This is a genomic window from Mycobacterium sp., from assembly GCF_049585075.1.
GTDB lineage: Bacteria > Actinomycetota > Actinomycetes > Mycobacteriales > Mycobacteriaceae > Mycobacterium.
Map to the genome: position 1 here is coordinate 1 of NZ_JBAUZA010000196.1, position 6,440 is coordinate 6,440.

Below are 6,440 nucleotides of genomic sequence, written 5' to 3' on the forward strand. Positions count from 1 at the left end.
GTGTCAGGGCGTCGCCGTCGATCAAGACCTGGGCGATTGCCGCCGGCGAGGGAGTCACCAGTGCAATGTGGCGGCAGCGCGACCGCAGCGTCAGCGCGATGTCCTCGGGATCCACCGACGGCGCGCACAGCAGGAAAACCGTTGACGGCGGGGGCTCTTCGACGACTTTGAGCAAGGCGTTGGCCGCGCCTTCGGTGAGCCGGTCGGCGTCTTCGATCAGCACAATCTGCCAGCGGCCTGTGCTCGGCCGGCGAGATGCGATCTGCACGATCGCGCGCATCTCGTCGACGCCGATCGACAGTCCCTCCGGGATGACCCGGCGCACGTCCGCGTGCGTGCCCGCCATCGTCGTCGTGCAGGCACGGCATTCTCCACAGCCAGGCACACCGGCCGACGTGCATTGCAACGCCGCCGCAAAGCACAGGGCCGCCACCGAGCGCCCCGAGCCGGGTGGACCGGTGATCAGCCAGGCATGCGTCATCGCGGCGGTGTGAGCCGAATCACCGCGGGCCGCCAAAGCGGCGGCCACCAAGTCGGCTTCGACCGACTCCTGGCCAACCAGCCGTGCGAATACCCGCGACATCACCGGCAACAGTACTGACCGCCGCCGACCACTCCGCAACTCAAGCGGCTGTACACGGAACGTTTTGGCTACTTTTTCGTCCCCGACGACCGATACGGTGGGTTCGTGAGCACGGCGGCGGCACTTCCCGGACGAATCAGCGGATTCGTCCAATGGCTGGTGCGCACACCGTGGCCGGTGTTCTCGCTGAGCCAGCTGCAAGCCGATATCATCGGCGCACTGCTGGTGCTGGGCTTCCTGCGCTACGGGCTGCCACCCGAAGACCGCATTCAACTGCAGGACTTGCCGGCCCCCAACCTGGCGATCTTCGCCGGGTCGGTCGTCTTCTTGTTCGTCGTCGGATTCTGGATCAGCGTGCGGCTGCTAATCCCGGTGTTCCGGTGGCAACGCCGCGACGGCCTGCTCGCGGACACCGACCCGGCCGCCACCGAGCTGGCACGCAGCCGCGCGCTGCGGACGCCGTTCTACCGCACCGTGATCAACTTGGTGTCCTGGCTTGTGGGTGGCGTGGTGTTCATCGTCGCCAGCTGGCCGGTGGCCAAGCACGCCGCGCCGGTGGTAGCCGTCGCCACTGGACTGGGTGCCACCGCCACCGCGATCATCGGCTATCTGCAGTCCGAGCGAGTGCTGCGGCCGGTGGCCGTCGCCGCGCTGCGTGGCGGCCTGCCGGAGAACATCCGGGCATCGGGTGTCATCGGCCGCCAAATGCTTACGTGGGCGCTGTCCACTGGGGTGCCGCTGCTCGCGATCGTGCTGACAGTGGTGGCCGACAAGGCCTCGTACCTTCATGGGCCGCCCGCGAAACTGTTGAACCCGATCCTTCTGTTGGCGTTGCTGGCGTTGGGCATCGGGCTGGCCAGCACGCTGCTGGTGGCCATGTCGATCGCCGACCCGCTGCGTCAGCTGCGCTGGGCGCTCGGCGAGGTACAGCGCGGCAACTACAACGCGCACATGCAGATCTACGACGCCAGTGAGCTCGGCCTGCTGCAGGCGGGCTTCAACGACATGGTCCGCGACCTGTCCGAACGGCAACGTCTGCGCGACCTGTTCGGCCGCTATGTGGGTGAAGACGTCGCCCGCCGCGCGCTGGAGCGCGGCACCGAATTGGGCGGTCAGGAGCGCGATGTCGCGGTGCTTTTCGTCGATCTGGTCGGCTCGACTCAGCTCGCGGCGACCCGGCCCCCTGCCGAGGTGGTCATCCTGCTCAACGAATTCTTCCGGGTAGTGGTCGACACCGTGGGCCGGCACGGCGGTTTCGTCAACAAATTTCAGGGTGATGCGGCGTTGGCCATCTTCGGCGCCCCGATCGAGCACCCGGACGCGTCCGGTGGCGCGCTGGCAGCGGCCCGCGAGCTGCACGACGAACTACTCCCGGTGATCGGCACCGCCGAGTTCGGCATCGGGGTGTCCTCCGGGCGTGCCATCGCCGGCCACATCGGCGCGCAGGCCCGCTTCGAATACACGGTGATCGGCGACCCGGTTAACGAGGCCGCGCGGCTCACCGAGCTGGCCAAGCTCGAAGAAGGCCACGTGCTGGCCTCTGCGGTCGCGGTCAGCGGTGCGCTTGATGCCGAAGCATTGTGCTGGGATGTCGCCGAAGTCGTCGCACTGCGCGGACGCATGGCACCCACTCAGCTGGCCCGGCCGCTCAACTTGGCCGCGCCGGAAGAGGTATCCGAAATTAGCAACTGAGCGCCTGGCGACTCGGGCCGGTCAGTGGCCCGATGGGGGTACCTCCCAGCCGCGAAGCGGCGAGGGGGCGAGTGAGGCAATCGACTAGCTGCCCGGTGGCGGCGGGGCAGGTGTCGCGGTCAGATCGCTCGGCGCCGGCGGGCTGATGTCGACGAACGATTTCCCGGGCGGGCCCGCGGCCGGGTCAATACCGAGGTTCAGCAGGTCGGTGAGGCCCGGCACATTGGACGGCTGCTCGCCGCTGGGAGCTCCGGCCTCAGGCTCGGTGATGTTCTGCACCACAATCGGGCTGTCAAAGCCGTACATAACCTGCAGCAAGTCAGTGACGGACGGGCTGTTCACATCCGGGTTGTCGTGCGTGTTCCCGGACAGCTGCACCGCGGGCACCTCGATGTCGCGCAAAGGAGGCGCCGCCGGCGCGGCGACGATCACGCTGATGCCACCGAGCGCAACACCAGCGGTGATGCAATATCGGGCAGCGGTTCGCATGGCTCTCCTAGATACAGCTGACGTACGTAACTGTACCTGAGAAGTGGCTGAGAATCACCCCGTTTTAAGCAAAAATCTGGAAAAAGGAATCCTGAGGGGACGCACCGGGGCGTTTGCGCCGCTCAGCGCGGCGGCTAGCTGCGCTTGGCCGCTTTTTTCGCCGGCCTCTTGCGCGCCGTCTTCTTGGCCGTCCGCTTCACCGGGCCCCGCGCCCGCCGGTCGGCCAGCAATTCCGCGGCACGCTCGTCGGTGATCGACAGCACGTCGTCGCCCTTGCGCAGGCTGGCGTTGGTCTCGCCGTCGGTGACATACGGGCCGAACCGACCGTCTTTGATCACCATCGGCTTGCCCGACGCCGGGTCGTTGCCCAGCTCACGCAGCGGTGGAGCGGCGGCACCCTGCCGGCCACGACGTTTCGGCTCCGCATAGATCTTCAACGCTTCCTCGAGTGTGATCTCGAAGATCTGATCTTCGGTGGCAAGCGAGCGAGAGTCGTTGCCGCGCTTCAAATACGGGCCATAACGCCCGTTTTGTGCGGTGATCTCCTCGTTTGAGTCTGGATCAACGCCGACGACTCGGGGCAGCGAAAGAAGTTTCAGCGCGTCCTCAAGGGTGACGGTCTGTAAATCCATGCTGCGCAGCAGCGAACCAGTACGCGGCTTGGGTCCGGTGGGTTTCTTGCCCTTCTTAGCCGAGGCGCCGTCGGGGTCATCGGGTGGCTCCGGCAGGACCTCGGTGACATATGGCCCGTAGCGACCGTCTTTGGCGACGACCTCGTGACCGGTCTCCGGATCCACACCGAGCGACCGACCCTCCTGGGGTGTGGCGAAAAGCTCTTCGGCCACGTCCAAGGTCAGCTCGTCGGGAGTGAGCGTGTCGTTGAGGTTGGCTCGCTGCGGTTTCAACTCGCCGTCGTCGCCGAGCACCATCCGTTCCAGGTAGGGCCCGTTCTTGCCTACCCGCACATAGATGGTGCGCCCTTCGACATCGTCAAAGACCTTGATGGAGTTGACTTCTCGAGCATCGATACCTTCGAGGTTGACCCCGACCAGTTTCTTCAGCCCGCCGGAGCGCGCCACCGAATCGGGCACGCCATGGTCGCCGCCGAAGTAGAAGTTGTTGAGCCAGTTGGTGCGGTGCTCCTGGCCGGAGGCGATCGCATCGAGCTCGTCTTCCATCGCAGCGGTAAAGCCGTAGTCGACCAGCCGGCCGAAATGCTGTTCGAGTAGACCGGTGACGGCGAACGCGACCCAGGAGGGCACCAGAGCGCTGCCCTTCTTGTAGACGTAGCCGCGGTCCTGAATGGTCTTGATGATCGACGAGTACGTTGACGGGCGGCCGATGCCCAGTTCCTCGAGTGCCTTGACCAGCGATGCTTCGGTGTAGCGCGCCGGCGGGTTGGTGGAGTGCCCGTCCGGGGTGAGTTCGAGAGCGGCCAGCCGCTGACCCTCGGTCAAGTGCGGCAGGCGGCGCTCGGCGTCGTCGGCCTCGCCGCCAGCCAGCTCATCCACCGTTTCCACGTAGGCCTTCAGGAAGCCGGCAAAGGTGATGGTGCGCCCGGTGGCCGAGAACACCACCTGCCGCTCCCCTGCGTTGCCGGCGATCCGCAGGCTCAGCGTGGTGCCGCGCGCGTCGGCCATCTGCGAGGCCACGGTGCGCTGCCAGATCAGCTCGTAGAGCCGGAATTCATCGCCGTCGAGCTCGCGACGCACCGCATCTGGGGTCGCGAACGTCTCACCGGCGGGCCGGATTGCCTCGTGCGCCTCCTGGGCGTTCTTCACCTTGCGGGTGTACTGCCGCGGCGATGCCGAGACGTACTCTTCGCCGTAGAGCTGACGCGCCTGGTTGCGCGCCGCGCCGATCGCCGACTCCGACAACGTCGTCGAGTCGGTCCGCATATAAGTGATGTAGCCGTTCTCGTAGAGGCGCTGCGCGATGCTCATCGGGCGCTCGGAGGAGAACCGCAGCTTGCGGCCGGCCTCCTGCTGCAGCGTCGACGTCATGAACGGCGCGTAGGGGCGCCGGGTATAGGGCTTTTCCTCCGCCGACGCCACCGACAGCTGGGTGCCCTGCAATGCCCTGGCCAGCTCGGTCGCGCTCGCCTCATCGAGAATTATCACGTCCGGGGCGACTCCTTCGCCCCTACTGCGCAGCTGGCCCAGCGAGTCGAAATCGCGGCCGGTGGCGACCCGTCGGCCGTCCACTCCTGACAGCCGCGCGGTGAAGGTGGGCGGCTGGGCCTGCGGGTCGGAGACGCTGGCGTCCAGCTGGGCGACGATGTCCCAATACGACGCGCTGCGGAATGCCATCCGGTCGCGTTCGCGCTGCACGATGATGCGGGTGGCCACCGACTGGACCCGGCCCGCCGACAGCTTGGGCGCGACTTTCTTCCACAGCACCGGGCTGACCTCGTAGCCGTACAGTCGGTCCAGAATGCGGCGGGTTTCCTGGGCGTCGACCAGGTCGATGTCCAGGTCGCGCGGGTTTTCGGCAGCCTCGAGGATGGCCGGCTCGGTGATCTCGTGAAAGACCATCCGCTTGACCGGGATATTCGGCTTGAGGGTTTCCAGCAGATGCCAGGCGATGGCTTCGCCCTCGCGGTCACCATCTGTGGCCAGGTAGAGCTCGTCGACGTCTTTGAGCAGGCCCTTCAGCTCGCTGACGGTGCTCTTCTTCTCCGGGCTGATGATGTAGAGCGGCTCGAAGTCGGCGTCGACGTTGACTCCGAGGCGGGCCCACGGCTGCGACTTGAACTTCGCCGGCACATCGGCCGCTGCGCGGGGCAGGTCGCGGATGTGGCCTCGCGAGGACTCGACGATGTAGCTCGAGCCCAGGTAGCCGGCCAATTTGCGCGCCTTCGTCGGCGACTCGACGATGACGAGTCGCCGCGTGGTCCCACCGCGCCTATTGGCAAGGCCGTTGCCGTCGCCCTCAGCCACCTGCGTTTACGCTCACTTTCTTTCTTGTCCCGAGCCTTCTGGCGGCCCCGAGGACACCTGACAATGTGGCACCCGGGATGGGCCGACGCAAACCGACCCCCCGTTGAAGGCCCGCCCAATCGCCGCTAAACCTGCGGCCAATACGGCAACGCCGCTGCAGAGTCGGGCGGTTCCCCGACGCTCTCTACCAGGCGCGATAGCCTACGCCGACCGCTGATCCGCAGCGCCGGCCGAGCGCCACGCGTCCCGATCAGGGTCGGGGCTATCCCGACCCGCATCAACGCCGACGCCAGCGGGGAATGGGTGTCCGGCGCGTGCGGATCCAGCCCGAGTAGATACCGATCGGCTTCCGGGCTGCCGGCCGCCAGTATCCAGGCCCGCAGTTCGCGCGGCCCGGGCAACCACAACGGGGGGATGGTCTTCACCGCGCCGCGGGTCCAGTCGCCGGCGATGGCACGCAGCCTGGCGTCGACCGCGGTTCGCACCAGCGGCGTGTTTTCGTCGGTCTGGGTGATTTCAGCCACCAAACCGGCCTCGTCGATCATCTCGGCCAGCGCCTCGGCCCGCCAGGGCTGGTCCACGACCACCGACAGCCTGGCCCCACCCCCGACCATCACGATTTGGCCGGCGGCCGCCAGCACGCCGGTGAGGTCGCCGACCGCAGGCGGCACCGACTCCGCCGAGAAGAAGGACAGCTGGCTCACGTCACCGACAGTAAGCGTCCGGCAGACGATGCG

At 66.9% G+C, this 6,440-nt stretch carries 5 protein-coding genes; 1 reads left to right on the plus strand and 4 read right to left on the minus strand.

Annotation, left to right across the window (positions count from 1 at the left end):
- On the minus strand, positions 1–583 hold a 583-nt coding region (locus WB785_RS09370), incomplete at its 3' end, for a DNA polymerase III subunit delta' (protein ID WP_424078667.1).
- Between the two features lie 48 nt (positions 584–631).
- Between WB785_RS09370 and WB785_RS09375 the strand changes: the two genes are divergently transcribed.
- Positions 632–2,275: an adenylate/guanylate cyclase domain-containing protein gene (locus tag WB785_RS09375; RefSeq protein ID WP_424078670.1), complete on the plus strand. Its 1,644-nt coding sequence runs from the start codon at positions 632–634 to the stop codon at positions 2,273–2,275.
- An 84-nt stretch (positions 2,276–2,359) separates the two neighbouring features.
- Here WB785_RS09375 and WB785_RS09380 read toward each other — a convergent pair whose 3' ends face one another.
- The 3 genes from WB785_RS09380 to WB785_RS09390 all read right to left on the minus strand — a co-directional run bounded on the left by WB785_RS09380 (position 2,360) and on the right by WB785_RS09390 (position 6,407).
- Positions 2,360–2,764, minus strand: a complete 405-nt coding sequence (locus WB785_RS09380; RefSeq protein ID WP_424078668.1) for a hypothetical protein — start codon at positions 2,762–2,764, stop codon at positions 2,360–2,362.
- A 134-nt stretch (positions 2,765–2,898) separates the two neighbouring features.
- Positions 2,899–5,703 (minus strand): type I DNA topoisomerase, encoded by a 2,805-nt coding sequence (topA, locus tag WB785_RS09385; protein WP_424078669.1) that lies wholly within the window; start codon positions 5,701–5,703, stop codon positions 2,899–2,901.
- A 125-nt stretch (positions 5,704–5,828) separates the two neighbouring features.
- Entirely contained in the window at positions 5,829–6,407 is a 579-nt protein-coding gene (locus tag WB785_RS09390; protein ID WP_424078671.1) for a hypothetical protein, read from the minus strand.
- Between the last annotated feature and the right edge of the window lie 33 nt (positions 6,408–6,440).

What these genes read in the sequence shown, in the direction of transcription:
- WB785_RS09380 (WP_424078668.1), bottom strand. Translation starts at nt 2,764, where the DNA reads ATGCGAACCGCTGCCCGATATTGCATCACCGCTGGTGTTGCGCTCGGT.